The organism is Cryobacterium sp. HLT2-28, from assembly GCF_004402495.1.
Taxonomy (GTDB): Bacteria; Actinomycetota; Actinomycetes; order Actinomycetales; family Microbacteriaceae; genus Cryobacterium; species Cryobacterium mannosilyticum.
The window spans coordinates 39,320-63,224 of sequence record NZ_SOFH01000012.1 but is presented as its reverse complement, the minus strand read 5'-3'; the positions used below and the strand labels follow the sequence as shown (position 1 = coordinate 63,224).

At 66.5% G+C, this 23,905-nt stretch carries 32 protein-coding genes and 1 pseudogene; 11 read left to right on the top strand and 22 right to left on the bottom strand.

The window, feature by feature from the left end; translation table 11 throughout:
* Positions 1-102 precede the first annotated feature (102 nt).
* The gene (locus tag E3O48_RS05845) at positions 103-2,346 is read right to left on the bottom strand and encodes a UvrD-helicase domain-containing protein (RefSeq protein ID WP_134537672.1); all 2,244 of its coding nucleotides are present in this window, start codon (positions 2,344-2,346) and stop codon (positions 103-105) included.
* A 135-nt stretch (positions 2,347-2,481) separates the two neighbouring features.
* Entirely contained in the window at positions 2,482-3,786 is a 1,305-nt protein-coding gene (locus tag E3O48_RS05840; protein ID WP_166788631.1) for an HNH endonuclease signature motif containing protein, read from the bottom strand.
* Between the two features lie 451 nt (positions 3,787-4,237).
* Here E3O48_RS05840 and E3O48_RS05835 point away from each other — a divergent pair, with 451 nt between their 5' ends.
* From E3O48_RS05835 to E3O48_RS05820, 4 genes are all read left to right on the top strand, one after another.
* Positions 4,238-4,675 (top strand): hypothetical protein, encoded by a 438-nt coding sequence (locus E3O48_RS05835; RefSeq protein WP_134537670.1) that lies wholly within the window; start codon positions 4,238-4,240, stop codon positions 4,673-4,675.
* Positions 4,676-5,062 carry a hypothetical protein gene (locus tag E3O48_RS05830; protein ID WP_134537669.1) on the top strand — a complete coding sequence of 129 codons (387 nt, stop codon included), beginning with the start codon at positions 4,676-4,678 and terminating at the stop codon, positions 5,060-5,062.
* A gap of 166 nt (positions 5,063-5,228) precedes the next feature.
* Positions 5,229-5,879 (top strand): RNA polymerase sigma factor, encoded by a 651-nt coding sequence (locus tag E3O48_RS05825; protein WP_166788630.1) that lies wholly within the window; start codon positions 5,229-5,231, stop codon positions 5,877-5,879.
* Positions 5,880-5,886: 7 nt separating this feature from the next.
* Entirely contained in the window at positions 5,887-7,527 is a 1,641-nt protein-coding gene (locus E3O48_RS05820; RefSeq protein WP_134537667.1) for a hypothetical protein, read from the top strand.
* A gap of 14 nt (positions 7,528-7,541) precedes the next feature.
* On the opposite strand, the gene E3O48_RS05815 is transcribed toward E3O48_RS05820, so the two are convergent.
* Complete coding sequence (locus E3O48_RS05815; RefSeq protein WP_134537666.1) at positions 7,542-8,171, bottom strand: glutamate-cysteine ligase family protein; 630 nt, start codon at positions 8,169-8,171, stop codon at positions 7,542-7,544.
* Between the two features lie 386 nt (positions 8,172-8,557).
* Complete coding sequence (locus E3O48_RS05810; protein WP_134537665.1) at positions 8,558-9,394, bottom strand: alpha/beta fold hydrolase; 837 nt, start codon at positions 9,392-9,394, stop codon at positions 8,558-8,560.
* An 86-nt stretch (positions 9,395-9,480) separates the two neighbouring features.
* Between E3O48_RS05810 and E3O48_RS17865 the strand changes: the two genes are divergently transcribed.
* Together E3O48_RS17865 and E3O48_RS05800 are read left to right on the top strand one after the other, a co-directional pair.
* On the top strand, positions 9,481-9,687 hold the full coding sequence (locus E3O48_RS17865; RefSeq protein ID WP_134537664.1) for a hypothetical protein: 207 nt from the start codon (positions 9,481-9,483) through the stop codon (positions 9,685-9,687).
* 424 nt (positions 9,688-10,111) lie between these two features.
* The gene (locus E3O48_RS05800) at positions 10,112-10,900 is read left to right on the top strand and encodes a hypothetical protein (RefSeq protein ID WP_134537663.1); all 789 of its coding nucleotides are present in this window, start codon (positions 10,112-10,114) and stop codon (positions 10,898-10,900) included.
* A gap of 421 nt (positions 10,901-11,321) precedes the next feature.
* On the opposite strand, the pseudogene E3O48_RS17960 reads toward E3O48_RS05800, so the two are convergent.
* The 10 genes and pseudogenes from E3O48_RS17960 to E3O48_RS05755 form a co-directional block, all read right to left on the bottom strand.
* Positions 11,322-11,492, bottom strand: a pseudogene (locus E3O48_RS17960) (IS3 family transposase); the annotation flags it as partial.
* Positions 11,493-11,696: 204 nt separating this feature from the next.
* Complete coding sequence (locus tag E3O48_RS05795) at positions 11,697-12,500, bottom strand: glycosyltransferase family 2 protein (protein WP_241982417.1); 804 nt, start codon at positions 12,498-12,500, stop codon at positions 11,697-11,699.
* Positions 12,497-13,894: a bifunctional PIG-L family deacetylase/class I SAM-dependent methyltransferase gene (locus tag E3O48_RS05790; RefSeq protein WP_134537662.1), complete on the bottom strand. Its 1,398-nt coding sequence runs from the start codon at positions 13,892-13,894 to the stop codon at positions 12,497-12,499. The genes E3O48_RS05795 and E3O48_RS05790 overlap by 4 nt, the downstream gene beginning before the upstream one ends.
* Entirely contained in the window at positions 13,888-14,943 is a 1,056-nt protein-coding gene (locus E3O48_RS05785; protein WP_134537661.1) for an acyl-CoA dehydrogenase, read from the bottom strand. The genes E3O48_RS05790 and E3O48_RS05785 overlap by 7 nt, the downstream gene beginning before the upstream one ends.
* Positions 14,944-14,996: 53 nt before the next feature.
* Entirely contained in the window at positions 14,997-15,620 is a 624-nt protein-coding gene (locus E3O48_RS05780; protein WP_370249297.1) for a Dps family protein, read from the bottom strand.
* Between the two features lie 78 nt (positions 15,621-15,698).
* Positions 15,699-16,325, bottom strand: coding sequence for a hypothetical protein (locus tag E3O48_RS05775; RefSeq protein ID WP_134537659.1), 627 nt, complete (start codon positions 16,323-16,325; stop codon positions 15,699-15,701).
* The gene (locus tag E3O48_RS05770; protein WP_134537658.1) at positions 16,322-16,903 is read right to left on the bottom strand and encodes a DUF6286 domain-containing protein; all 582 of its coding nucleotides are present in this window, start codon (positions 16,901-16,903) and stop codon (positions 16,322-16,324) included. Before E3O48_RS05770 ends, E3O48_RS05775 begins: the two co-directional genes overlap by 4 nt.
* Positions 16,900-17,211 carry a hypothetical protein gene (locus E3O48_RS05765; RefSeq protein WP_174774761.1) on the bottom strand — a complete coding sequence of 104 codons (312 nt, stop codon included), beginning with the start codon at positions 17,209-17,211 and terminating at the stop codon, positions 16,900-16,902. The genes E3O48_RS05770 and E3O48_RS05765 overlap by 4 nt, the downstream gene beginning before the upstream one ends.
* Positions 17,212-17,312: 101 nt before the next feature.
* Positions 17,313-17,507 (bottom strand): DUF2273 domain-containing protein, encoded by a 195-nt coding sequence (locus E3O48_RS05760; protein WP_241982416.1) that lies wholly within the window; start codon positions 17,505-17,507, stop codon positions 17,313-17,315.
* Positions 17,504-17,941 carry an Asp23/Gls24 family envelope stress response protein gene (locus tag E3O48_RS05755; protein WP_134537657.1) on the bottom strand — a complete coding sequence of 146 codons (438 nt, stop codon included), beginning with the start codon at positions 17,939-17,941 and terminating at the stop codon, positions 17,504-17,506. Before E3O48_RS05755 ends, E3O48_RS05760 begins: the two co-directional genes overlap by 4 nt.
* 175 nt (positions 17,942-18,116) lie before the next feature.
* On the opposite strand from E3O48_RS05755, the gene E3O48_RS05750 reads away from it, so the two are divergent.
* Genes E3O48_RS05750 through E3O48_RS05740 form a run of 3 tightly spaced genes read left to right on the top strand, consistent with a single transcriptional unit; the run spans position 18,117 to position 19,659 of the window.
* Positions 18,117-18,629, top strand: a complete 513-nt coding sequence (locus E3O48_RS05750) for an RNA polymerase sigma factor (protein ID WP_370249269.1) — start codon at positions 18,117-18,119, stop codon at positions 18,627-18,629.
* Positions 18,626-19,267: a hypothetical protein gene (locus E3O48_RS05745; RefSeq protein ID WP_134537655.1), complete on the top strand. Its 642-nt coding sequence runs from the start codon at positions 18,626-18,628 to the stop codon at positions 19,265-19,267. Before E3O48_RS05750 ends, E3O48_RS05745 begins: the two co-directional genes overlap by 4 nt.
* Before the next feature lie 56 nt (positions 19,268-19,323).
* Positions 19,324-19,659 carry a hypothetical protein gene (locus E3O48_RS05740; RefSeq protein WP_134537654.1) on the top strand — a complete coding sequence of 112 codons (336 nt, stop codon included), beginning with the start codon at positions 19,324-19,326 and terminating at the stop codon, positions 19,657-19,659.
* A 118-nt stretch (positions 19,660-19,777) separates the two neighbouring features.
* On the opposite strand, the gene E3O48_RS05735 is transcribed toward E3O48_RS05740, so the two are convergent.
* The 5 genes from E3O48_RS05735 to E3O48_RS05730 form a co-directional block, all read right to left on the bottom strand.
* Positions 19,778-20,329, bottom strand: coding sequence for a hypothetical protein (locus E3O48_RS05735; protein ID WP_134537653.1), 552 nt, complete (start codon positions 20,327-20,329; stop codon positions 19,778-19,780).
* Between the two features lie 112 nt (positions 20,330-20,441).
* The gene (locus E3O48_RS17595) at positions 20,442-20,597 is read right to left on the bottom strand and encodes a hypothetical protein (protein ID WP_166788629.1); all 156 of its coding nucleotides are present in this window, start codon (positions 20,595-20,597) and stop codon (positions 20,442-20,444) included.
* Positions 20,598-20,752: 155 nt separating this feature from the next.
* Positions 20,753-20,899, bottom strand: a complete 147-nt coding sequence (locus E3O48_RS17590; RefSeq protein WP_166788628.1) for a hypothetical protein — start codon at positions 20,897-20,899, stop codon at positions 20,753-20,755.
* Positions 20,900-21,008: 109 nt separating this feature from the next.
* Positions 21,009-21,161: a hypothetical protein gene (locus tag E3O48_RS17585; protein ID WP_166788627.1), complete on the bottom strand. Its 153-nt coding sequence runs from the start codon at positions 21,159-21,161 to the stop codon at positions 21,009-21,011.
* 60 nt (positions 21,162-21,221) lie between these two features.
* Entirely contained in the window at positions 21,222-21,857 is a 636-nt protein-coding gene (locus tag E3O48_RS05730) for a hypothetical protein (protein ID WP_134537652.1), read from the bottom strand.
* On the opposite strand from E3O48_RS05730, the gene E3O48_RS05725 reads away from it, so the two are divergent.
* Positions 21,850-22,188, top strand: a complete 339-nt coding sequence (locus tag E3O48_RS05725) for a hypothetical protein (RefSeq protein ID WP_134537651.1) — start codon at positions 21,850-21,852, stop codon at positions 22,186-22,188. The two genes, E3O48_RS05730 and E3O48_RS05725, sit on opposite strands and share 8 nt — an antisense overlap.
* Positions 22,189-22,350: 162 nt before the next feature.
* Positions 22,351-22,473, top strand: coding sequence for a hypothetical protein (locus E3O48_RS18170; RefSeq protein ID WP_255453714.1), 123 nt, complete (start codon positions 22,351-22,353; stop codon positions 22,471-22,473).
* Here the strand turns inward: E3O48_RS18170 and E3O48_RS18305 are convergent.
* The 3 genes from E3O48_RS18305 to E3O48_RS05715 all read right to left on the bottom strand — a co-directional run bounded on the left by E3O48_RS18305 (position 22,470) and on the right by E3O48_RS05715 (position 23,833).
* On the bottom strand, positions 22,470-22,877 hold the full coding sequence (locus E3O48_RS18305) for a hypothetical protein (protein ID WP_370249264.1): 408 nt from the start codon (positions 22,875-22,877) through the stop codon (positions 22,470-22,472). The genes E3O48_RS18170 and E3O48_RS18305 overlap by 4 nt on opposite strands.
* Before the next feature lie 22 nt (positions 22,878-22,899).
* Entirely contained in the window at positions 22,900-23,295 is a 396-nt protein-coding gene (locus E3O48_RS18300) for a hypothetical protein (protein WP_370249261.1), read from the bottom strand.
* Between the two features lie 85 nt (positions 23,296-23,380).
* Positions 23,381-23,833, bottom strand: a complete 453-nt coding sequence (locus tag E3O48_RS05715) for a hypothetical protein (protein WP_134537650.1) — start codon at positions 23,831-23,833, stop codon at positions 23,381-23,383.
* Positions 23,834-23,905: the final 72 nt, after the last annotated feature.

Genomic DNA, 23,905 nt, shown 5'->3' with positions numbered 1-23,905 from the left:
GCGCGACGGCGCGCGAGAAGGCGAGCGCGATGAGCGAGAGGACGAGCGAAGCGAGTTACGCGCGAGCGAAGCGAGCTAGGCGCGCGAGACGAGCGACGCGAGCTACGCGAGTCCCGCCGGCAGGGGGCCGTCGGTCACGAGGTAGAGGCGCTGGGTGGCGCGGGTGAGCGCCACGTAGAGGGCGCCGACGCCGCGAGAAGAGGATGCCACGATCGCGTTCGGATCGACCACGACCACCGCATCGAACTCGAGCCCCTTCGCGTCCTGCGGTGTGAGCAGCGCGACCTGCCGGGTGAGGCCGAGCGCGCCGAGGCCGACGGCGTCGCCGAACTCCGCGGTGAGGGCCGCGTTCACGGCGGCGAGGGATGCCTCGACCACGATCACCGCGAGGGTGCCGCCGGCATCCAGGGCGAGGTCGCGGCGCACGGCGGTGGCGGCATCCGTCACCGTTTCGATCGGCCAGTCGCTGGCCCGCACCGACCGGGCCGGGGTGATCGGCAGGTTGTGTGCGAGCGCCATCGCCTCGGCCGCCTCCGCGATCTGGCTGGGCGTGCGGTAGTTCACGGTGAGCTCTTCGAGCCGCCAGCGGTCGGCCTCGAGGGAAGAGCCGAGCACGGGCCGGAGTGCGTCCTTCCAGCTGGTGGCCGCCGCCGCCGACGCCGCCTGGGCGATGTCGCCGACGATGGTGAACGAGCGCTGCGGGCCGCGGCGCAGCAGCAGGCGCCACTGCATCGGCGAGAGTTCCTGCGCCTCGTCGACGACGACGTGCCCGTAGGTCCAGGTGCGGTCGACGGCCGCGCGCTCGGCGGTGGTGGCGCGGTCGCCCAGCTCGGCGAAGTTGTCGGCGAGCGACTTGGCGTTCACGAGTCCTTTGACGGCCATGTTGGCGATGGCGGCCTCGGCGTTCTCGATGTCGCGCTTGCGCTGCTCCTTCTGCTCGCGCTTCTGCGCCGCGTCGACCACGTTGTACTCGCCGAGGTGCATGGCCGCCTCGTCGAGCAGCGGCACGTCGGCGATGGTGAACGGGGCGTTCCGCGGGCGGTGCAGCAGGGCGCGCTGCTCGGGCGAAAACCTGGGGGTGAGGGATGCGAGCCATTCCGGCCGCGCGTAGAGGTCCTGCAGCAGCTTCTGGGGCGTGAGCGGCAGCCAGGCCGTGTTCAGGGCGACGCGCACGGCCTCCGCCGAGCGCAGGTCTTCCCGCAGCATGGGCAGGTCGCTCTCGTCCATCGAGGCGCCGCCGGCCTTGAGCGTGGCCAGCCACTCCCGCGACAGCGCGTTGAGCGCGTTCTTCACGAAGGTGGCCCTGGCCTCGTTGTGCGGCTTGCCGCTGGTCTGCGCCCGGTGAATGGCCTTCGCCACCAGCTCGGAGGTGAGCTTCACCCGATCGCCGTTCACCTCGAGCAGGGCGTCCCGCTCGGGGATGCGCTGCCGGGAGCGCACGGCGCGCTCGATCACGCCGGCCATCGCGGTCTGGCCCTTGAGCGCGGCGACGGCCGGGGCATCCTCGTGGGTCGCGTCGACGCCCGGGAACAGCTGGCCGACGCTGGCGAGCACCACCCCGGTCTCGCCGAGCGAGGGCAGCACGGCCTCGATGTACTGCAGGAACGACGGCGATGGGCCCACGATGAGCACGCCGGAGTGCTTGAGCCGGTCGCGGTGCGTGTAGAGCAGGTAGGCGGCACGGTGCAGCGCCACGGCAGTCTTGCCGGTGCCCGGGCCGCCCTGCACCACGAGCACACCCTTGAGGTCGGAGCGGATGATGCGGTCCTGCTCGGCCTGGATGGTCGCCACGATGTCGGACATGTGCCCGGTGCGCTGCGCGGTGAGCGCGGCGAGCAGGGCGCCCTCGCCCTGGTGGCGGGTGGCCGCCTCCCCCTCGAGCAGCTCGGCGTCGAGGATCTCGTCTTCGATCCGGATGATGCTGCGCCCCTTCGAGAGCAGGTGGCGGCGGGCGCGGGCGCCGAGCGGTGTCGCGGCCGTGGCCTGGTAGAAGGCGCTGGCCTGCGGCACGCGCCAGTCGAGCAGGATCGGTTGCAAATCTTCGTCGCGCAGCCCGACCCGGCCGATGTAACGGTAGATCGAGCCGTCGCCGTCATCGTCGTCTGTGCCTGGGGCCGTCTCCAGCCGGCCGAACGCCAGCCGGTCGTCGACCTCCCGCAGCTGCACGATGCGGTCCTCGTAGAGGCGCGCGAAGGTGTCGCGCTCGGAACGCGCCTGGTGGTTGCCGCCCACGTTCAGCCGCCGCACCGCGGTCAGCTGCTGCTCGGCCTCACGCTGCAGCGCGTCCAGCCGCGCGTACAGCGTGGCCACATAGTTCTGTTCCCGCTGAAGCTCCAGGTCGACCACTCACACACCCCTTGAAATCCGACCTTTGAGTTTAGTCGATGCAGATGTACGCTCCCTCCGCGCCAACCGGTGGTTGAGCTTGTCGAAACCACGGCGCGGGGGGTCTCGACAGGCTCGACCACCGGTGGCCTCGGGTCAGAACGGCGGCGGTTCGGCGGGCTCCGCCGGATCGACCGGCGGGGGCGGCGCTGGCACCCGGCGCGGCGGCGAGGGGCGGATGTCGACGGCAGGCTCGGTGCGGAAGTGTCGGCCGGTCGGCGACGTCCACTCGATGACGCCGCCCGGGAGCTGTTTCGCTGTCCACCCGGTCTCGCTCTTCAACCCATGGTCGCCGGCACACACGGAAGCCAGATTCTCGTGCTCGGTGCAACCCTGAAACTGCCAGTCGAGGGTGTGATCGAGGTCGCACTCGTGCGCCGGACGATTACACCCCGGAAACCGGCACGTTTCGTCACGAAGCTGCACATATCTCTTGAGATCCTTCGGGACCTTGTAACGGTCGCGGCCGACCGAGAGCACGACCCCGGTCTCGGGATGCGTCAGCAACCTGGTGAAGCTCGGCGCCCCGGCCGCAAGCCGCCTTGCCGTCTCCGGGTCGATCGGACCGTACCCCGCGAGGTGCGCCGGTTCCTCGGAGAGGCCCATCAGGGTCAGCACCGGCACCGTCACATGGACCGTGGCCCGGATGCCTTTCGCGAGCCCGGCGGGGGTGACGCCGTCGATCAACAGGTCCTTGAGAACATCCGCGCGCAATTGGGTGAGAGTGCGAGGCTCCTCGGGGCCCTGCAGGCTCAGCGCAGTCGTGGTGATCCGCCGATAGGCGGCATCGATCTGCTCCGCGGTGTCGTACCAGTAGAGCGACGCCATCCCGTCGGTCTCAGGCTCGACAGACACCTTCCGATCGGTGATCGACGTGTCGTGCCGGGCGGTGATCGTCTCGGGGTGCAGCCGCTCCCGCAGCATCCGCGCCTTCGTCTTCAGCTTCGACGCCGTCAGGTTCGCCGCCGACGGAAGCAAAGCCGCTTCGAACGCCGCCTTCGCATCGGCCGGCACCGAGCACGCCTGACCCATCAGGGTCTGCGCGTTCCGGTAGGAGATCTCCCCGCGCTGCAGAGCGGCCCGGGTGCCGGGAAGGTCGTCGGCGAGGGCCCGGCTCTCGGCGATCACGGTTTCGGCGGTGCGTTGCGGCACCAGGAGGGTGCAGGCCAGCTCGCTGACGAATTCCCGCTCGGCGATCATCGATTCGTTCCAGCGCGACAGCGACGACGCACACGCGGCGGATGCGACAGTCATCGCCGCCGTCTCCTCGCGGTAACGGCGGGCCTCGTCGATGAGTTCCGCACGCCGGGCGAAGGCCCGGGCGATGTCACGCTCGGCCTCCTTGATCGCGTCGAAACGCTCACCAAGGGCCTCCTGCCGGGCGTTCACGAGGATCGTCATACCGGTCACTTTACGACGACCCACCGACATTCGCCCGACATACCAAAAGAGTGTGGATAAGCTGGTCAGAAGGTATATGTGGAGGAGAAGACCACCTCTCAGAACTACCCCAAGGACCCGAAATGACGCTGCCGGCCACGGCTCGTCTGCAACGCCCTCGTGACATGCCCAATGCGAACGTGAACGACCTGGTGGCCACCGCCATGGCCCAGGTCGGCAGCACCGAAGGTTCTCCGAGGAGGTCCGCCTGCAGCTAGACCTGCGGGTGCCCACCGAGTCGGTGGCCGAGAACCGCCACGACCCGAGCGCCCGGCCGGCTGCCCGGCTGCCCGGGTGAAGCTATCCAGGCCGACCAAGCGCTTGTGGTCTACCGAAGGCTTGAATACGATTCCTCCGCGCCGATTGCCGAATTCTCAGCGCAACAGATGTTTATCTGATGTAGTGTGTGGGAATGAGAACCGCCACATTCACCGACCTCCTGCGAAAGCCCAAGGAAGTCCTGGCCCACATCGACGAAGGCCAGGTGCGCATTACGCGCCGTGATGGTGACGATCTCGTGATCCTGCGCGGTCATGATCTCGACGTGCTCGAGAATGGTGTCGCGCTGTCGAGCCTTCTGATCCGCGCGATCGGCCGAAACAAGGGCGATGTCGTGGCCGCGCTCACGGAACTTTTCGCCTGGACGGGGGAGTTTGCCCCTGGCGAGCTGCGCGCGTACGCCGCCGAGATTGAACAGCTCCTCTATGCCGCCAGCGAACTCGGCACGTTCGAGCGGCTGCTTCGGGCACAGCAGGAGTGGAAGGAAACAGCCGTCGCGTACACAATGGGCATGCGCCCTGTGGAGCACCTCGAGCTGCCTGCAGCCCCGATCCGGGTCGATCGTCCGTAAGTGGCGGGAAAGCGTGGCGCGGCGGTTCCCCGACCGACAAAAGGAACCGAGTACGAGATCTTTTTCGGCAATGCCGCGGCCCAACGCGGGTGGACCGATCTAAAGGCGGCCGCGAAGAACGCCCTCGCGGACGCCTACGACTATCTCACGGCCCATCCCGCCGAGTACGACCCGGATCGCTGCTACCGACTTCGAGGAGATCTCTCCACAGTCCTGGTTGACGGCGTTGCGCTACCACAGTGGCAGTACAAAGTGACCGATGGCGCTCGCCTCTGGTACGCCGTCGAAGAGCCCAACCCAAAGGGGAAGAGACAAGGACGGGTCTACGTCACGAAAGCAGCGACCGGCCACCCCAATGAGACCGACTCGAAAAAGAACTTTCGGTAGTAGACCCAGATCACTTTCACCCGCGGCGTCACGGCACCAGCTGCCAATGCGGAAGGCTGAGTTGCAGCGCCGTGCGGCGCCGGAGGCCGTGGCGGGCGGCCCCAAGCGCCCGACACACCCAATACGTCGGGTTGTTCCGCACCGGGCCCTCGGCCAGACTGACGGTATGCCCCCTGTTGACGACGCGTTCGCCGCCGTCTATTCGAAGTACCTGCCGGCGATCGGCGGTTTCCTTGCGCGCCGGGTCGAGCACCGTTTCGTGGAGGATCTCGCCGCCGACGTCTTCGCGATCGCCTGGCGCCGGCGCGCCACGGTGACCGCGGGCGAGGAGTTGCCGTGGCTCTACCGCATCGCGGCCAACCTCGTCGCGAATCACCGGCGCCAGCAGGCCACTGCGGCCTCGCTGCTGTTCGCGCTCCGGGCGACCGACACCGCGCCCTCTGCCGAGGACATCGCGATCACCGACCTCGCCCTGGCCGAAGCGTGGCGCCGGCTTCGCCCGCGCGACCGTGAGGTTCTCGCTCTGGCGGTGCTCGAGGACCTGCCCATCCCCGCCATCTCGACGTCGCTGGGTGTCAGCGCGAATGCGGTGAGCATCCGTTTGCACCGGGCGAAGAAGACGCTCGCGCGGCTGATGGACGGGACAGACGACACCGCCCCGAAAGCCGGCCCAGCCTCGAAGGCTGACGCGGGTCCGAAAGCCGGCCCAGCCTCGAAGGCTGATGCGACCCCGAAAGCCGACACCGCCCCGGATGCCGACCCGACCGACAAAGACGAATCGGTCCCTTCTGAAAGATCGGCCCCTCAGCCGACATAACCATTGCATGAGCGCACATTCTGACGACCGCGACCCCGACGGTGTCACCGACAGCAACGTCGACAGCGACGGCGACAGCAACGTCGACGCGCGACTGCGGCGAAGCCTCGGCGCCCGGGGCGCGACCCCCGACCTGTCCTCGGACCTCATCGCGAACGCCGCGACCCGGGAGGCACCCCGCCTTGTCAACCGCCAACGCCGCATCCAGGCCGCCGGCGGCCTGACCCTCGCCGTGGCCGCGGTCACCGTGGGAGCACTCGTAGTCTCGCTGCCGACCCAGCGCGCGCCGCTCTTCCTCGCCGCGAGCAGCAGCAGCGGCAACGCCAGCGCACAGGGCGGCGGCGCAGCGAGCTCCAGCCTCAAAATGGGCGCGGATGCCGCCCCCAGCGACATGCGCATCGCCCAGTGGATCGATTACCGCTACGAAGCGGGCGCCGACCTCGGCACCGAAGCCGGCACCGGCTCGGTCTATCAACTGAAGCGCACGGGCACGGCGGAGTCGCGGCTCCGCGACGTCGCCGGGGCGCTCGGCGTCTCCGGCGAGGCGAAGAAGACCACCTACTCCGACCCGGCCTACCCCACCTGGATGGTCGGCCCGGAGGACGGCTCCGCGGCATCCGTCACCATCACCTGGGCGGGCACCGGCGACTGGTGGTACAACGACCCGACGGCCACGCCGCAGGTGGTCTGCGCCGCGGTGCCGCCTGCGGATGCCGCCGGTGGCCCTGCCATCGACGTGCTGCCCGTCTGCGAGGTGCCTCCGGCCCCCGCCGGCGCAAGCAAGGCCCCAAGCGAGTCCGAGGCACGAGCAGAGGCCCGCGGCCTTTTCGCCAAGACCGGTCTCGACGTGTCGGCCGACGACATCCGGGTGACGGCTGACCCCGGCCAGACGACGGCGACCACCAACCTCACCGTGGACGGCACCCAGACCGCCCTCGAATGGACCGTGGCGTGGGCGCCCTCCGGCAAGATCGCCTGGGCCTCCGGCCACTCCATCGACGTCGTCGACCGGGGCAGCTTCGGCACGATCTCGGCGACCGACGCGGTCAAGCGGCTCAGCGACTACCGCTGGTTCGGGGCCGCCGGCCCGGAGTTTCAGGGCGGAGTGCGACTGCTCGCCGCCGACATGCTCCGCTCAGCGGATGCGACGGGCTCGCCGGTCAGCCCCGACGCCCTCGTCGGCCCGGACACCCCCGTCACCACCGATGCGAACGGCGGCACCGCGACCGACCCGCAGGATGGAGAGACGAAGCCGACGCCTCAGGGCGTCGACCCGCGCGACAACCCGATCATCGAGCCGGGCCCAGGCAAGACCGAGGAGCCGGTCGCCCCGCCGACCGCGGAGCCGGTGCCCGCGCCGACCCCGTCGGTGCCGCCGACGGCCGAACCTCTGCCCGAACCGACGATCGAGCCCCAGCCGCTGCCCGAGACGCCGAAGGTCGTCGTGGTGACGGTCGACAAGGCCACATCGACCCTGCTGATGATGTGGGACGCGGACGGCAACGCCTGGCTCGTTCCGGGCTTCGCGATGAAGCATCCCGACGGTTGGTGGAACACGATCGTCTCCCTCGAGGACGGTGTGATCCAGCTGCCGAAGCCGATCGAGATCGCCCCGCTCGACGGGACCGTGATTCGCAAGGAGGGCTGACACTCCAGGGTCGACTAGATCGACCACCGGGAGAGCTCGACCACCGGGAGATCGCGAAGAACCCCGCGAACATCACGGACGACTCGGCGGTACCGATCGCCTTCCGCAACCGTTGGCGTAGCCGGAACGTCGAAGGGCGTGCCCGTTCCGACGGCCATCACGCCATGCAGCCGAGCTGCGGAATCCAACTGCGCACGGAACCTCGCCAGGCTGGTCACCGCTGATTCCATCTCGGTCAGGATCTGCGTCAACCATTCGATTCGACTCGCCAGGAACTCGCCTGTGACTCGACCGGATGCTGTTGATTCCGAGGCAAGATCATCTAGAACGCCCTCTGCGACGGACACGGGTTCCAGGCTCGACCTGTCGACGAGGAAGAATTCCTCCTCAATGCCGCACGTCACCATTTCTTTCCCCTGGCGACGCCCGATTTCTAGACCAGCGGCTCCTCTCCTGCCGAACACTTCGCCCTGCGGTAACCAACCCGCGTATATCAGCGGAGGCGCCGCTTCGCGGCGTGGTGGTGGAAGGAAACGGCTTGTGGCTGGGCTGAGCAGCGCTGGAAGATAGGAAGTGCCGCGGTCGAAGCCGATCAGACTTAGTGTCGCGAACCTGTATATCAGCGTGGCGTGAAGGGCTTCCACGGGAACCGTGGATTGGTGCCGCAGGCCCAGCAGTATCGGACTTGATGAGCCCGTTTAGCAGACTCCTGAATCATTGCCCCGCCCTTCCCGCGACACCCGGCACCACCAGCCGGTGGTGCCACCGGAAATGTTGACAAGGGGCAGACGGTTGTCCTGATCACTGAACGCCTCACGGTCACGGTGGGGAACATTCGCGCCGTGCACGATGCGGTCGATGCGGAAGACCCCACCAGCGCGGACATTCTGCACGGAGTCATCGAGAAGCTGGAGCAGTTCGTTTGGATGGTCAGCGCTGAAAACCGGGTCCCACGTAAACCATCCAAGAAGACGCCCACCCGGCCCGCTGGGAGGGCCTGACCGGGTACTGGGTCCTCGCACAAAGAGAGCTATTTGGCGAGGAAGGCGAGGAGGGCGGTGTTCCATTCGTCGGGATGACTGACGTTACATCCGTGCGGTGCGCCGGAGATTACGTAGAGGTCACTTCCCGGCAGTGCGGCGTGGGTGCGTTGTCCGGAACCCGCGAAGGGAACCACTGCGTCCCCGTCGCCGTGAAGGACCAGTGTCGGAACGGTCACTTGGGGCAGATCGTCGCGGAAGTCAGTTCCACCAAACGCTGCCATACAAGCAAGCGCTGCTGTCTTGTCGGCCTGTCTGCAGAGGGCGAGGGCCTCCTGGCGTTGCGCTTCAGTGACCTTCAGCTCACCGTTCACCGAGAAGAAATCGCGTGTGAACCCGTCGTAGAACGAGTCTTCGTCCTGAGTCAGGTCAGCAGTCATCTTCGCGGCGGCTTCCGGCGTCAGGGGGCCGTCGGGATTGCCATCGCCCTGCATCATATAGGGGGGGACAGCAGAGGCAAAGACCACGCTGCGTAGCCGTTGGTCGCCGTACTTACTGAAGTAGCGGGCCACTTCGCCGCCGCCCATGGAGAACCCGACTAGGGTCACGTCGTTCAGGTTCATCTGCGCGAGAAGAGTGTGCAGGTCCTCGGTCAGCGTGTCGTAGGTGCAACCCCGGGCGGGTTTGTCACTGCGACCAAACCCGCGGCGGTCGTAGGTGATGACCCGATATCCGGCCTGCTGGAGCGCAGGCACCTGGTCCTTCCATGCTTCACCCGAGAGCGGCCATCCGTGGATTAGGACTACAGGGCGGCCCGACCCGCCGGTGTCGTCCACGTGCAGGTTAGTGTCTTTGAACAATCCGTGGTGTGCAGTGATCTCCGTCATGCTGATGTCTCCATTTCATCGAGGGTGCTACCGCACCGGCGGTCCCCAACACTCAAAAGTCGTATCAGGCCCACGATGCAGTTCCGGTGACACTGTTCTATCCCGAAACCGGTGACGGCACCACCCGAAGAACGTCAGGGACTGACGTCAGCGTCGCAGTCTTGTTGGCCGTCCTTCATATCTTGATCGCGGTGATCCTCACCCTCATTTCTCTCATGGAGCAGTTCAACTTCGACGCAATTGTGGAACGGCAATGTCGAGGCACCATTTTGAACGCTTTTCACCGACCGTGAGCACATCGTGCGGTGGGCTATCTCGCCCAGGCGGAAGTACGACGTGCAGGTGCCGCTGCTGGGATTGGAGTACCCACACCTCGTCGTGGTTAGGCTGCGATCGCAGCACGACGTCGAGCGCTGGCTGGCCGGGGCACTCAGCATCGCCATTCGGTAACGGCCTATGCAACGCCCGTGGCCCATCATCGTCGCCACCATCAACTAACGCGCCTACGCGTTCGGATCGGCGCACTTTGAGTGCGCGCGTGAGGAATCATCCCGTCCGTGCGTCCTAGGTGTAGCTATTTCGTCATTCGAGATGTGCGATCAGTGGACCTCGGGCCTCGGCTACCTCAGAGAGAGAGAGGGACGCGGTGCACCAAGCCATGCCGCCCCCTGCCCATTCCCCTGCCGTCATCGGCGCGACTCAACCCTGGAGATTGATATGTCAAACGAATTCACTAATGCCCTCGCAGTAGGGCTGGCCGCTGTCGTGGACTTCGTCCCGAAACTGCTGCTGTTCCTGGTGATCCTGATCGTCGGCCTGATCGTGGCGAAGCTGATCTCGAAGGCTCTGGCGAAGTTGCTCGAAAAGGTGGGCTTCGACCGTGTCGTTGAGCGCGGCGGCGTGAAGAAGGCCCTCGCGAGCTCCTCCCTTGACGCGTCGGACATCATCGCCAAGATCCTGTACTACACCCTGGTGTTGTTCGTCCTGCAGTTCGCGTTCGGAGTGTTCGGGTCGAACCCCGTAAGCGACCTGCTCGCCGGAATCATCGCCTTCCTGCCCAAGATCATCGTCGCGATCGTCATCATCGTCATCGCCGCGGCCATCGCCGCGGGTGTGAAGACCCTGATCCAGGGCACGCTCGGCGGACTCTCCTACGGCAAGGTCCTCGCCAACATCGCCAGCATCTTCATCCTGTTCCTCGGCGTGACGGCCGCACTGAACCAAATCGAGGTTGCCACCACCGTGACCACGCCGATCCTGATCGCCGTGCTCGCCATCATCGCCGGCGTCGTCATCGTGGGGGCCGGCGGCGGCCTGATCAAGCCGATGCAGGCCCGCTGGGAGTCCTACCTCACCAAGGCCGAGGAAGAGGCACCCAAAATGCAGGCAGAAGCCCGAAACGCCCCCAGCGTGAAGGAGCAGGCTGAGCAGGCGAAGAACAAGGTTCAGAACAGTCTGAACTCCGCCGACACCGGCACCACGCGCCGGATGAACACCGGGCGCTAAAGCGCCATAGCCCGACATCACCGTGATTGGGTGGCCCGGGCGGATGCGACAGTGCTCGCGTCCGACCGTGCCACCGTGCCACCGTGCCACCGGCCAACTTTGCCCGCTGCACGTCAGCACAGCACTTGTTGCAGAACCGAGAGAGGTTCGCGGGGCCCTCACTGGATCAGCCCCGACAACCCACGTCCACCTCTCAAATGAACTGCTGCTTCGGCAGCCAGAGCTATGGTGCCTTGTGTTGTCGCCCGTCGCGTTATTTGACGTTGGGGGCGTGGCGTCTGGTGACCATGCTGGGTCGTGAGGCAGCCCCGCCAGTGGATTCTGGCGGGGCTTTCGTCAGGATGGTGACGTGGTGGTTGTCAGTGGTGACGCGGGATCATTCACGGTCTCCAGTCATCGCGAGGCTAGGTCGGCGATGGCTTTGCCGGTAGACGCGCATTACGGCCTGCTCCGGCGTCAACCGGCCAATCCTCTCCCCGGGCTTCTTCCCCGCCAGCACGCCCGCGTCGCGGAGCTGTCGCCACTCGGTGATCTGCGAGGAATAGATCCCCTGCTCCCGCAAATAGGCACCACCTCCACTGGTTTGGATGGCGGCTGCGCCGACCCGGAAAACTTTGAGCGTGATATTTATTCCGTTTCGTGAGCTGACCCCAGCTTGAGCGACATGGTGACGGGCACAGCGATACCCGATCGCCCACGCCAGATGCGCGAGCGCTTCGGTGTTCGACCGCGGGTCAAGGTCGCGAAAATTCCTGTCGACGGCGGCCGTCGTGTCCGCCGGGCCGGCGGCTAACCCCTACCCGCCCGTCGTGACAAAGCCCTCGCTGTTCTCGGCAGCACCGCTCTCGGCAGCACTGTTCTCCGCAGTACGGTTCGATGCGGCACTGTCCGGTGCAGCGTTTACGTGTGCGCGCAGGAACCCGGCGAAGCCCGAAGGGGCACGCCCGGCGAGCCGGCCGCTCGTCAGCACTGCGATCCGCGCGGTGCTGATCTCGCGCACGCGCAACTCACGAAGCGCCCCGACCAGGCGCACGTCCTCGTGCGCGTCGGTGCGGGCGAATTCCCCGGCCGCGAAATAGCGATCCGCCCGCACTCCGAGATTCGCGCCGTGAACATGCGGATGCCCCTCGACCAGCTCGTGCTGTGCCAGCCACCGTTCCTGATCCGCAGCTGCAAGGCACTCATCGGGGCGGACCGTGCCGAGGACAAGGTCAACACCGTTTCGGGCGAACGTCAGCTGCGTCGTCAGCCAATTTTCCGGGACCGCGGAGTCGGCATCCGTCGTGGCGATCCACGTGTGGCGGGTACGATGCCGGGCTGGTACGACCTCGCGGACGCCGGCCCGTCGTGCGGACCCGACAGCTCCCAGGTTCGTCCGGATGGCCACGAACTTGGGGAAACCGGCGGCGACCTCGGCGGAGGAATCGGTGCAACGATCAAGTACGATGACGACGGATACCCCGGGCGGACACGGATCCCCGACGGAGCCCACGGCCGTGACCGCCCTGCTCAGGGCATCCAGGCATCGCGGGAGGAGCCGCTCCTCGTTGCGGGCGGGAACTACGACCGCGATCCGCTCGATCCGGATGGTCCCGGTCACGGTGTGAGTCCCTCGCGTTCAGCGACCGAGGTGGCCGGTGTCGGCTCGAAGACCTCAAGCACGAAGTCCCGTTCGCGGTGCTGCACAGTACGTTCGAACCCCGGTAGCCTCCCAATTTCCTCGTGCACGCGGTCACCGCTCAGCGGGTAGTTTGGCACTGGATGCCGCCAGTGACAGGCAACGAGCGCCCCGGCGGGGGCGAGGCTGCTGCGACAGCGCTCAATCAACTGCCGCAGGTCAGGGGCCGAAAAATAGTAGCCGACCTCGGAGAGCACGATCAGGTCGAAGGTTCCGGGGGGCCAGTCGGCGGGAAGGGTACGCCGCTCGAATGTGACGCCGGGAGCCCAGGCAAGCCGGGCGCGCGCGAGCTCGAGCGGTCGCTCGGCGATGTCGACGCCGAGCACGGTGTCGCACCGGCGGGCGAGCTCTGCAGTAAGCACCCCGATCGAACAGCCCAATTCGAGGGCGGCCCCGAACCGTTCCCGAGGCAATGCGCCGAGAGTGAGCGCGCGTTTGCGCCATTCATACCACCGCGTCTCGAACCCCCACGGGTCGGTCACCCCCACATAGAAATCGTTGAAGAACGGGCGTGGAAGGCTGTCCGCGCCGTCGGCCGTCGACTCGGCCCTCGTCTCGATGGCCTTCGTCTCAATGAAGGTCTCTTGGGCGCGAGTGAAGTGCGCGATGAACCCGGGCCGGATAATCGCCTCGTCCCCTGGCAGCGCGGATAGCGCCTGCACCTGGCTGCGGTGCAGGGACATCGCAGATGCCTTCGCGGCCTGGTCCGCCGGCTCGACAGCGAGGCTTCGCAATGCGTGGGCTGGCCACACTGGGTCCTCGGGCTTCGCCCAGCTCCATGCCCAGATCGGATACTCGAGTAGTCGGGCCCCGCCTGTGCGGGCGGCCGAAAGCGCTGCCTCGCCGGCGGCAGCGTGATCCGGGTGCCCGTCCGATCGCCACGGAGCAACGAGCCAGGTGCCGCGGCCGCCGTCGCCGAGATCGGCGGTGAGCAGCGCGGCGATCTCTTCCCGGTGATCCGCGAGCGCACCGTCGGGCAAGTTAAGCAGACGCAGGCTCGCGCCGGGGGCGAGCCTGGCCAGCGCAGCCGTCACTTCGACCCGACGAAGGGCCGCGAGTTGCGCCCGGTCGTGCGTCGTCGAAAGCGGGTGCGATGCCTCCCCATTGCTCAGCACCACAACCGAGATGCGCACGCCAAGCCGGGACGCTCGCGCAATGAGGCCACCCGCGCCAAAGGTCTCATCATCGGGGTGCGCCGCGACGACGACAAGGCGCTCCAGGCCCTCGCAGCTCAGCGGGGAGAGCATTTCCGCCCAGGCCGCGGAGCCCCAGACCGACTCGGGCGCACCGTCGTCGTGATGGCTGAAGCTCACCACGGCGCGGAGCCACCGGTGAGGAGCAGCCGGCCGAGCGCCGCATCGTCACGCTCCGCGTGGTGCTGGCGAACGTAGAGCTGCAGATCGGCGACACGGCGGGCGTGACGAGCTTCGAAAGCGAGCGGGGCGGGGCCGAGCGCCCGGCCGGTGCGACCGATCACCTCGTCTACCGTGCGCGCGACAATTCCGCGCACACGCGCCGCGAGCAGTTCTCCTGCGGCGCCGGTCGCCGTGCCGTCGTCGATCGCGACCGAGGCGGCCGCGAGAGAAGCCCCCGCTGCGGCGAGGGCGACATCCAAGGCGCCGAGATGGGCCAGGGCGAGTTGATCGGGTTGCCGTTCGGCGACGGCGGCGTGCACCCGGCGGGCGATCCCGATCGCGCCGCCCCACCAGCAGGCCGCGACGCCGATCCCGCCCCAGGCGAAGCCGGGCCTGTTCAGATACCACCCGTCCGCACCGATCGGGGTGGCGGCGACATTGGTGAAGTCCACAGGCCCGCTCGGCACTCCGGGAAGGCCGTACCCCACCCAGCCGGCGTCGCGGATGACGACGCCAGGATCGCCCAGGCGCACGGCGAATAATCGTCGGTGCCCGTCCGCCGTGTGGGCGGTGACGAGGGCGTCCGTCAGGGATCCCGCGAGGGAGCACCACGGTTTCGTGCCATCGATCCGCCATCGTCCGGAGTCTGACACCGCCGCAAGGCTCACCCCTGGCGCCTCTGCTGCGAACACTCCCCAGCTGGCGCGCGGCGAGCCGGCCAGGGCCGTCGGGTCGGCACCGGCCTGATCGAGGATGCCGAGAGCGTCCAGGTGCGCCTCCACGACCCTGGCGGACGTGAGGTCGGACGCGGCGAGCGTGGCAAGAGTCTCGAAGAGTCGAAGCGTCGAGCCGTGGCCCGGCCCGGCCACCGCTACGCCCAGCTCGAGGGCAAGCTCGCGCGCCCGGCCGGCGTCACCATCGACAGCGTGGGCCGCCTCCGCGATGCGCGCGAGTTCCGGCGAGGGCGACTTACCGGCCGGCACCGTCACCGGCGCGCTGTGCACGATCATGGGTCCTCGATTCGCATACGACCTGGTGCTCGATTGTAGTCAGGGTCGCTGGTTCAGGCCTTGCTGGTTGGCTTGGTCGGGGACTTGGCCGTCGGTTTACGCGGGGTGCGATTCTCGGCGCTGACCATCCAGGCGTACTGTTCCAGCTTCTCGATGACGCCGTGCAGGATGTCGGCGCTCGTCGGGTCTTCCTCGTCGACCTTGTCGTGCACGGCACGGATGTTGTCGACCGTCGCACCCAGCCGGTCGGTGATCAGTCCGATGGTCTCGGTGGTGTCCACCTCTCCCGCGGGGAACTTCGGCAGGTGCGTGGTCGCCGTGACCGTCTCGCTGCGGCCGTCGGGCAGGGCGTCGAGCGCGCGCATCCGCTCGGCGAGCTCGTCGGAGAACAGGCGGGCGTCGTCGATGATCTCGTCGAGCTGCAGGTGCAGGTCGCGGAAATTCTTGCCGACGACGCTCCAGTGCGCCTGCTTGCCCTGCACGTGCAACTCGATCAAGTCGACGAGCACCGACTGCAAGTTGGCGCCGAGTTTCGCTGATGCCTTCATGGTGTTACCCCTCTCGCGCAATGGAAGTACAGTCCAACGGCTGTTCGGCCGCTGCCCCCGTGTGGATTCAAAAGGCACTGTAGCAGGGGTGATGCCGGGCCGGGCGGAGATAGTAGCTGGGCGGGACAGTGACTTCCCGCCTAGCCACCTGCTGATGATGTTCCGCAGCCGGGTACGTATCCGTCCTGACGAGGGCAGCGCCGAACATCAGCGCAGGCGGGCGACCGTCGTGGTGCGTGCGCGAAAGCCGCCGCTGATCTGCACGAGCGCGGGCAGCTGCAGACCGAGGAGCTCGTCAAAAGCCACCAGCACCTCGTTGACAATGCGGCTGGCCTCCCGCGGCGAGATTCCGCGGCGGCAGGTGATCGCCACCTTCAATGCCGATTGGCGCTTCACTAGGTAGGTGGAGACGTGGGCGGCGACAAGTTCCGGGCGGTTGGCCAAGGCATCCTGAATGGCGTGCTCGGCGACCTTGGCCTCGACGATGACCGCACCGGTGTTCGCGTTCCCGTTCCCGCTCACCGAGGCGAGTCGATTGGTATGGCCGTGGCCCTGACGCACGCTGAAGACGACCAGCGCGGCGATGAGTAGTGCTCCCGCCGCAATGGCTAGCAGCCACAACCAGCTGCCCATGAGCGGGCCGGCGAATTCAGGCAGTGGGGTGGCCTTCAGCCAGCGGGTTACCGTGTCAATGACGGCCTTCGTCGCAGCAGCCCAGCGCTCGCGCACGACCGGAACGAGCGCCACCAGGGCCAGGACCGTGCCAGTGGCCAGAATGAGCAGTCCGACCAGAAAAATGAAGCCGCGGTTGAGTACGCGATTGGTGGAATTCATGCGCCCACCCTCCCGTTGGGGGCAACGGTGATTTCGGCTCGAAGGTCGCGCAGCAACCCGAAGGTGTCGATTTGATTGCGCACGGCCGTGAGCACCGCCTGCTGGTCGATCGCAGTTCCCGAGGTGGGGGTGAGGTGCACGAGTGCTCGCCCACGTGTCACGGTGACCCTGGCGTTGTCTGGCGCCAACCCGGCAACCCGGGCGGCTTCGCGAGCCAACGCGGAGGCGATCACCTCGTCGTCGACGATAGTCGCCGCCCGCTCGGATTGGAGCAAGTGGCGTGAACGCCGGCCAGGGGTGACGGCTACGACGAGGAGAAGCAGCCCGAGGAGCACGCCGGCCGCACCGAGCCCGGCAATCAGCACGGCTGGTGCGGAGGAGATGCCTGCCACCGCGCCCACCATACCGGCGGGGGTGGCGAGGAGGCCCGGCCGGCCGAGCAGATTTGACACGATTTCGATGATGAGCCACCCGAGAACGACAATGGCCAGGATCGCAAGGGTGATCGCGGCAACCGATCGCGGCGAGTGCAACTCGCGACGGCTGATTCGTTGGTAGGTCGAACGATACGTGGTCATTTCACGCGGCTCTCTGGCTGAATGTCGGCGCCGGTCAGCCGCACGGTCACCTTGGACAGGGTGGAACCGGTCAGCTCACCGACGCGATGCTGTATGTGCTGCCGCGCCCGCTCGGCTCGGTCTACGATTGTGCCGCCCATCCGCCGCACGACCGAGGGGTCTCGGTGCACCTGGGTGAGTGAGACGATCCGGATGGGTGCGCTGACGGTGAGCGCGAGCTTGCCAAGGTCATCCGTTATTTCTGCGCCGACCGTTGACGGGTTGACGCCGAGTTCGTCAGCCGCAACCGCACAGACCAGTCGGTTCAAGGCCCGGGTTGAGACCGTGGTCCGACCGCGGCTAACCGTCCTCGCCGCAAGCGCTGCCGACGGAAGCCCGGGGCGGGCTGTCGGCGCCGGAGTGAGAACGGTCATGACGATGAACGCTTGCCCCGAAAGGCTTCCACCAGGTTCGTCACGTTCAGTTCTCCGTCCATGATGCGGCCGACGAGGGCGCCGACCGTCATGGCAATGGCCACTAACAGGAAGGACCAAAAGCCCAGGACCGCCCAGGTCAGGGCGAGGATGGCCCCGAACACGGCCCCCGTTTTCGCCAGGGTGCTCACCGGACCCGAGCCTCGGCCTTCTCGTCCTTGTCATCGGTCGGCAGGTGCACATCGTTGATGTTCACGTTCACCTCGGTGACTTCCATGCCGACCAGGTCCTCAATGACCCGAATCACTGCGGAACGCACCCGCTCGGCCACATCCTGCAGAGCGACGGGGTACTCCGCCACAATGGTGACGTCGGCGGCGACCTGAGTCTCGCCAACCTCGACGCTGATGCCCTGCCCGGCATCCGAGGTGTTCAAGGCGTCGCGGATGGCACCGAGCGCGCGGGCGGCGCCGCCGCCGAGGGCGTACACGCCACTGACCTCGCTGGCGGCGATGCCGGCCACCTTCGCCACCACAGCGTCGTTGATCACCGTCTTGCCGCGGCCGTTGGCCGTCGTGGCGGTGGTGGGTGCGGAGGAAGGCGCTGACGATGTGGGATTGGCCATGAGTAACGCTCCTTGACTATGTGCCCGCGAGGGGCGCGTTTGGGTAGTTATGATGTAGTCGAATGCCGCGACGTGTTCGTCACACCTGGGCGCTACAGTTTCCTGTGAATCGAGGGCGACTATTCCAGACAGCAGAAGCAGGGCGCTGCTTGAGCACGCCGACGACCACACCCTGGTGGACCGCGCCGTCGATGGCGACCTTCGAGCCTTTGAAGTGCTCGTGCGCCGGCACGGCCCGTTAGTGCGTGCGTACGCGACCCGCATCCTCGGTTCCAGCCACGACGCGGACGATGTCGTGCAGGACACCTTCATCACCGCGTGGGCGAAGCTGCCGACTCTGGAGAACCCCGCGCTGGTAAGAAGTTGGCTGATGCGCATCGCCAACCACAAGAGCATCGATCGGATCCGCGCGCGGCGACATCACTCCAACCTCGACGACATCGACGTGCCGGCATCGGAGGATCATTCTCCGACGCGGCTGGTGGAGGCACGCTCACGCAGCGAGGCGCTTTCCCAGGTACTCACGGCGCTTCCGGAGGATCAGCGACGATGCTGGGAACTGAAAGAGTTTGCGGACTACAGTTACGTCAAGATCGCTGAAGAGCTCGACCTGCCGGTCTCGACCGTGCGCGGCCTTCTGGCTCGAGCGCGCAAAACCCTGATTCGTGAAATGGAGGTGTGGCGATGACCTTATCCCCTACGCCCGACTCCAGTCAGCCGTGGTATGCGGCGGACGACGAGCCTGATCACCTCGACGGCCACACCATCGAAGAACTCAGCGACTACCTCGACCGAGGCAAAGAGCCTGCCGACCCAGCTATCGACCAGTCCGCGGCCTGCCAGATGGCGCTCGCCTCCTTGGAGCGGCTGCACGGAGCGATGGGCTCGATGGTGCAGGAAGAGGCAACCCGCGCGCCGGTGCGCGACGACAGCTGGGTCGCCACCATTTTGCAGGGGATCGTTCGAGATTCTCGGTCGGGGCGAGACATCCCGATCTCGCATTCGGCGCCCACAGCCCGGCTTTTGGTCACCGAAGGGGCCGTGCGCGGGCTCTTACGCTCTACGGGCGACAGCGTCGAGAACATCATCGTCGGTCGATGCCGGCTGGACGGGGATGTCACCACGCCGGGGGCCCCGGTCACCGTCACCGTCGACGCCAACATGTACAAGGGCGAGAACATCCCCGCACTCGCAGACACCTTGCGCGCCACGCTCCTCGGCGCGCTCCACAGCCACACCGAGCTCACCATCGCTGGCATAGACGTCACCGTTCGCGACATCTTCCTGACAAAGCCTGAGCCCGAAGTCGGAGATTCACAGCCATGACAGATCCCGCCGAATTAGCCGGGCAGCTGGAGTCAGTCGTGAGGTCCGTTCCTGGGGTGACCGCCGTCTACCCCGCGTCGCCGGTCCTTGTCACGGTCGTTGCCGCCGTCGTCTCGGCGGTTGTTTCCACGGTTACCTCCACGGTTTCCGCTGTCTCTGCTGTCGTCGGCACTGGCGGTGACGCCCCCACAGAGCGCGCCGCTACTCCTACCCTCGTCGCGGTGACCACGGGGAAAGACGGACTCAAGGTGGCCGCAAGCATCGGGGTCGCCAGCGCCGACTCGTCAACTGAGGTGTGCCGGAACGTGTATGACGCAATCGCCGCGAGTGCGGGCTTGGCCGATGTCGCCGTCATCGACTCGATTACCGTGACCGTAGCCAGCATCGACTAAACACGCGGTCGATTTGGCCCGGTGTGACGACAGGTTCGATCACCGGACCGGTGGTCGAGCCTGTCGAGACCCAACCACCGGGATTTCGACAAGCTCAATCACCGCGGGCGAGACCCGGTCAGCGGGAGTGGGGTGTGAAGCGCGCGAGCAACCCGACGACCGGGCGCTGCTGCTCGCCCTGCTGGGCAGCCAGAACGATCAAGACGGCCGTCACGGCGGGAGTCACCCACTGCATCACGCGCTGCCGGCGCTGAAGCGCTTCAACCTCCGCCGACGTGCCTGCCCCGGCCTCGGTGGTTCCGTCGGTGGGCTCTCCGAAGTGCTCGGCCATCTTCTTGCCGAGGATGCCGGAGTACAGGGTTGTGCCTGCTGCCACGCCGGTGAGAGCAAGCTTCACGATCGTGTTCGCACGCCCTTCGGGCTGACCTGCCAGACGTGCCTTGTTGCCGAGGATCAGACCCGCACCACCCACGCCGTGGGCGACGAGCGCGGCCACCTGCACCGGCGCCCACCTCTTCCATCCTTCACTGGCCAGGGCCACCCGCTCCCGCGGGTTCTTCGCCGTCGCTGCGCTCCCGTTGAGGCCGACGGCCCCCATCAGCGCGCCGCCGGACCACACGGCCAACCCCAGGTCGTGCAGGCTTCGAACAAAAGTATTGCGTCCAGTCACAGTGAACTCCTCATCGGTGCGATTTCGTCCCGCACGGGAATGCGCGGCAGATACTCCTTATGACGGGGGCCGACGCCGATTTCTCATGCCCGGCATAGGTTGCACGGTGCCGTCACAGGACCTTCTCAGGGAGCCCGTCGCGAAATCCACTCGCCGCTGCGTGCCGCGCCACGTCGACCTGTTCCTGCTCGCCGGACGGAATCGGCTCACGAACCGGGCGCACCTCTTCTCGCTGCACGACGACGGTGATGACGCGTTCCTCCGACACGATGTATCGCTCGAACCGCACCCCTTAGATCGGGATGCTCGCCAAGCGGAAGCGCACCTGCTCTTCGGAGTCAATCACGGTGACGGGGTCGGAAGGAACGGATGTCCCTTCGCTTTCTGCCTGCGATGCTTCATCGCCGGCAGCCATCACCGGGCTCAGTACCCGCGACGGGCCGTGCGGGCGTTCTTCGGCTGACGACGCGCAGACCGCAGCTTCTGGAGCGCGGCCTTTCCCTGCGGACTGCGCAGGTACTTGGTGACCAGAGTCACGACGACAGGAAGGAATTTGAGCAAGCGGGCCATGGTGATCTCTTTTCGACTGCAATCAAGGGGTGCTGGGCACAGAAGGTGGCTGGGCCGGTTACCCTGCCCAGCCACCTTCTGTGTTGGTGATTCGTGCTGGTGTCCGGTGTTACTCCGCTGCCCGCGGTTCGCGGGGCGCGCGGCCATCCGTGTCAGCGGAGACGCCAACACCGGCGGAGTCGGCGCCGGTGCCGATCTTGTCGCCATCGGCATCCGTGACCGTTGCGCCGAAGAGAGAGTCGAGGTTGCTCTTGTCAATCATGCGAGTTTCCTTTCCCCCTACCAGGTGTCCGAACGCGGGTGGGGTTGGTGAGCCGGCAGGCTAGCGCCCGAGCCCTTCACGGTCGACGCGACGGTGGAAGCGCATTCCGGCGAGGCCGCCGAGGATCGCGCCGGCGAGGCTGACTACCACGACGACGAGCGCCGTGATGATGCTGCCTGCGGTCAGGTTTCCCCCATTGAGCGGGATGCTGGGCAGGCTGTTCATGTTCTCCAGCACGTTGAGCTGGCTGCCGGCGATGGCGCCGATGATCGCGGTGATGAACGCGATAATGATGGCCCAGACCCAGACCGCCACGCCCTGTTTGGCACCGTTGAAGCGCGCCATCCGCCCGGCGACGTAGCCGCCGCAGAGGTAGGAAAGGAACACGACGACCGCGAGCGCGATCGCGCCGATCAGCGCAAGGGTGTCTGCGTTGTCGGCGGCGGCTCCGGCCGCCTGATCGGCCGAATCCGTTGAATTGAAACCGACGACCGTGCCGATGCCGGCGAACAGGGCGGTGAGGATGACGGCGGTGCCGGTGGCGGTGAGCCAGCCGAAGAATGCGGCTCCCCATTTGATCCCGCCGAAGCGGGCCTTCTCGCGGTTGACGACATCGTCGCGAACCGTGAGCCCGTTGTCAGTGCGCCCGGTTTCTGCGCGCCCGGTTTCGGTGGGCACGGCGTTGCTGGTGGGCACGGCGGTGTTTACCGGCGCTGCGGTACTGGTGGGCGCTGCGCTGTGCACTGGCGCTGCGGTGTTGACCGGCGTCGCGGTGTTCACCGGCGTCGCGGTGTTCACCGGCACGGCGGCGACGGTTTCATCGCGATCGCGAGTATCGCGACTGCGATCGGAACGGGTTGAGTCGGATGTGACCATGGCAGGAGCTCCTCAAATTGTGCGGGGTGTGGCGGTGGACAGCAAAGCGGGGGACAGCGAATCGTCGGCGACAGTGCCCGACAACTCGTCGAAAAAGGGCACGCCGGAAGCGAAGCTCACGGGGTCGGTTTCCGCAGAGATTCTCTTATGATGTAGTCGCATCTCGGGGCGAGTCCGTCACACATCGGGGGCAATCAATCTCGCGGGCTGGACTTGCCGATGGACACCGACGTGGCCCCGCTCGAGCCGACTGTCACCCTGGTTGAGGCTCTGGCCAGCGGCACGGCCGTCGCTGCGCTTCTCTTTCGAGGCGATGATCGACCGCTACGAGGAGATTCTCGCCCACGTCGCGGTCACCCCGGCGGATCAGGCTCACGATGATGTGCTCCGCTTGAAAGACCAGGATTGCGACGTTCGCGAGCGGCAGCAGATCTAGTTCTTCTTCAGCGTCCTGGCATGGTCGGCGACGAACTTCGTCTGTTCACGCGGCGGCCGGTCGGAATCATTCGCGTCGGGACGCTCGGGGATACTCACCTTGTCCGGCACCCGGTGCTCATAGGGAATCTGCGTGAGCAGGTGCTTGATTGCATTGATTCGGGATGCCCTCTTGTCGTCACTTTCGATCGACCACCATGGGGCGAAATCGAGGTCTGTGGCGTCGAACATGTCGTCTTTGGCTCGGGAGTAGTCCTCCCAGCGGGTGATCGAGAAGAGGTCAGTGTCGGAGAGCTTCCACCGACGCATCGGATCTTCCAGGCGAGAGCGAAACCTCTCCTCCTGCACAGTGTCTGAAACGGAGAACCAGAACTTGATCAGGATGATTCCCTCGTCGACCAGCATGCGCTCGACGAGGGGAACCTGCTCAAGGAACCTGTGGTACTGCTCGTCGGTGCAATAATCCCATGACCCGCTCGACTCCGCCCCGGTTGTACCAGGAGCGGTCCATCAGAACGATTTCTCCGGCGGTGGGCAGCCGCTCGATGTAGCGCTGGAAGTACCACTGCCCCTTCTCCCGCTCGCTCGGCGTGGGGAGTGCGACCACTCGGGCGGCGCGCGGGTTCAGGTACTGCACGATTCGCTTGATGGCGCCGCCCTTCCCCGCCGCATCCCGACCCTCGAAAATGACGAGAACTCGCGCCCCGGTTTCGATGACCCACTGTTGCATTCCCACCAGCTCTGCCTGCAGCCGCTCCAGTTCCTTCTCGTACAGGGGCTTGGGAACGCGTTTCACGTCGCCAGACTTCTTCGATTTCGACACGAGAACCTCCCAGTAATCTAAGGCGATACCCGACACCCGGCGCGAACAGCTTCAGAGTGCAGGTGGGAGCCGTTTTGGTGCCGGCTCAGGTGTCCCGCGGGTGCGGGGGCCGTGCTTCGTGGTGCGGCAGTCCGTGACTGCGTCGATCTTCTTTCATTTCTGCTTCGTAAAGGTGCTTCTTGCCCTCGACCAGGGTCTGCCGCGCCTCTCGTTCCGCGTCGACGAATACGGCGTAGTAATTGGTGTCGTAGTCCTCCACGATTTGGAAGGTCCAGCGGCCGTCGTTCACATTTCTGCCGATCAGCGTCTGTTCCAGGCCGTCGGCAATGGCACCGTGGCCCGCGGCTCGCATCAGCTCCGCAGCCTCCCCAAGAGCGAGATCTGCCTTCCCGGTGAGGCGGTGAAACCCATAGAGAAGCCCGCGGGCGTGCTCGACGACTTCCAACGCTTCAGAAAGTCTGCCGAGCGCCTCGACCGTCTCATCGGAGACGTTCGCCGGCCTGCGGTGTGCCTGGTCGGGCGCATCCGGTGTGGTCATGTACGTTCCTCCGTGGGTGTGCGGACCGGCTAGATCGGATTAGTGTAAGCCTTCCTGTCGGAGATCCACCGC